This window comes from Rhodoferax sp. (assembly GCF_039922535.1).
Taxonomy (GTDB): domain Bacteria; phylum Pseudomonadota; class Gammaproteobacteria; order Burkholderiales; family Burkholderiaceae_C; genus Rhodoferax_B.
Genome location: NZ_JBDTEM010000129.1, coordinates 1 through 2,482 on the forward strand (window position 1 = coordinate 1; position 2,482 = coordinate 2,482).

Genomic DNA, 2,482 nt, shown 5'->3' on the forward strand with positions numbered 1-2,482 from the left:
CGCAAAAAGTCCACGGCTTCGCGCACTTCCGACACGGCATCGCCCCAGGTCTTGAAGGCTTCCTTGACCAGGATGGCGCAGAAGCGGGGCATCTGGTGTTCCAGCAAATCGGCGCTTTGGCGCAACAAGGCGGCGCGCTGGGCGGTCGGCGTTTTGCTCCAAACTTTATAGCTGCTAGCGCTGGTAGCGTATGCGCTGGAAGCCAATTTGGCATCAAACTCTGGCACCTGCGGCACCATGGTGGTGTCGAAGGCGGTTTGCAACGCGGCGCGATGGGTAGCCACTTCCAGGTCTAGCCCGGCGCTGTTTTTGCGGCCCGCGCCAAACAACACGGGCGGCAGCAGAAAGGCCGATTGCGGCTCCAGGCGCAGGGGCGACACCAAAATTTCTTCCATGCCCACCGACTCGTCGGCCAGCTGGTGCACAAAGGACGAGTTTGCGCCGTTCTCCAGCAGGCGGCGTACCAGGTAGGCCAGCAGGTCGCGGTGCTTGCCCACCGGGGCGTAGACGCGGCAGCCGATCAGCGGGTTCTTCAGCACCTCGCGGTACACGCCCTCGCCCATGCCGTGCAGGCGCTGCAGTTCAAACGGGTTGCCGCTCTTGGCGGCCAGGTGCAGGATGGCGGCGATGGTGGCCGCGTTGTGCGTGGCAAATTGCGGGTAAATGGCATCGGGCGCGTCCAGCAGGGCCTTGGCGCAGGCCAGGTAGGACACATCGGTGTGGTGCTTGTGGGTGAACACCGGGTAGTGCGCCAGACCCAGCTCTTGGGCGCGTTTGATTTCCGAATCCCAGTACGCGCCCTTGACCAGACGGCACATCAGGCGCAGCTTGTATTTGCGGCCGATGCTGGCGATGTGTTCGATCAGTTCCAGTGCACGCGTTTGGTAGGCCTGCATGGCCAGACCGAAGCCGCGCCACTGGGGCTGGTGTTTAGCCACCAGGGCGGCCAGGGCTTCAAACACGTCGAGCGACAGCTCCAGGCGGTCCACTTCTTCGGCATCGATGGTCAGGTTGATGTTGGCATGGGCGGCTTGCTCGCACAGGGCCCAGACGCGGGGCACCAGCTCGGTCAGCACGCGCTGGCGCTGGGTCCATTCGTAGCGCGGGTGCAGTGCACTGAGCTTGATGGAAATACCATCATTTTTCTCCGCAGCGCCCGTCTTGTCTGCGCGGGAAGCTATAGCTTCGATAGCACTCTTGTAGCTTTGCAGGTAGTGCAGTGCGTCGGCATCGGTGCGTGCGCCCTCGCCCAGCATGTCGTAGCTGTAGGTGAGCTGGGGCTGCTTTTTGCGCGCGGATGCGGCTTCGTCCATGGCATCGTCAATGGTCTGGCCCAGCACGAATTGGCGGCCCAGCAACTGCACGGCGCGCACGGTGGCGGCCACCACGGTTTTGGCACCCAGCTTGGTCAGCAGGCCCTGGGGAGCCTCGGCTTCGGGCAGAAATTTTTTCGACAGGGCGATGGCGCTGCTGGACAGCTTGGCCATGGTGGAGCGGCCCAGCACGGTCTCGGCACCCGAGGCGTCCATGCCGTCAAAGTCGGCGCGGCCCAGCTGGTCGGCGGTCAGGGCGATGGCGGTTTCGGTGTCCGGCACGCGCAGCAGGGCTTCGGCCAGGCGCATCAAGGCCAGGCCCTCGGCGCTGGAAATGGGGTACTCGCGCAACAGGCTTTCCATGGCCCAAAACGGCGGCGGGTTGTCGCGCACAGCCTGTACCCAGGGGCGGGCGGGGGCGGACGCTACACCCCAATCCAGCGCGCCCGACAAGGCGGCAAGACGGTGGGCAACGGTTTCGGACTCAGACCGGTAAGGGGTGGGCAAACGCATGGTGGATTTCCTGGTGGGTGACTGCAATAACCGCCAGTTTGCCGGGTTAAAACAAAACAATCTCACCAAATTAATCCAACCAACTAGTGATTAATTTCGTAATTAATAGCTAATGCGAAATGATCGGAAATGCGTTGCGCAAGCCCGAGATCAACATCTGCACCGCCATGGCGGCCAGCAACAAACCCATCAGGCGCTCCAGCGCGATCAGACCCGATTTGCCGATGCGCCGCGCCAGCCCGCTGGCCGACAACAGCACCAACCACACCACCACCATGCTCAGGATGATGGCCGCCGCCCAGGTCAAGGCGCGCTCGGGCTGGCGCGAGGCCAGCAGCAAGACCGTGGCCAGAGAGGACGGGCCGGCGATCATCGGAATCGCCAGCGGTACCAGCATGGGTTCGGCCTCTTGCTCGGGGCCGGAAAAGCTCACACCCATGCTCGGGAAGGCCATGCCCATGGCGATCAGGAACAGGATTACACCCCCGGCGATTTCGAGTGACGCATCGGTGAGATGCATGACATGCAACAGGCGGTCGCCGCCCCACATAAAGACCAGCAAGATCAGCAAGGCAAACAGGCATTCGCGGGTGATGACCAGAAACCGCCGGTGTTTGGGAGTGTCGCGCAGCAGGCTGAGCACGATGGGCACATTG

General features: G+C 63.0%; 2 protein-coding genes. Both read right to left on the reverse strand.

The features are described 5' to 3' along the window. Positions 1-1,826 (reverse strand): proline dehydrogenase family protein (locus ABI213_RS06220; protein WP_348026432.1); only part of this gene is annotated, 1,826 nt, incomplete at its 3' end. A 109-nt stretch (positions 1,827-1,935) separates the two neighbouring features. After that, positions 1,936-2,482, reverse strand: a 547-nt coding sequence (locus ABI213_RS06225) for a MarC family protein (protein WP_348026434.1), incomplete at its 5' end; no start/stop codon positions are given.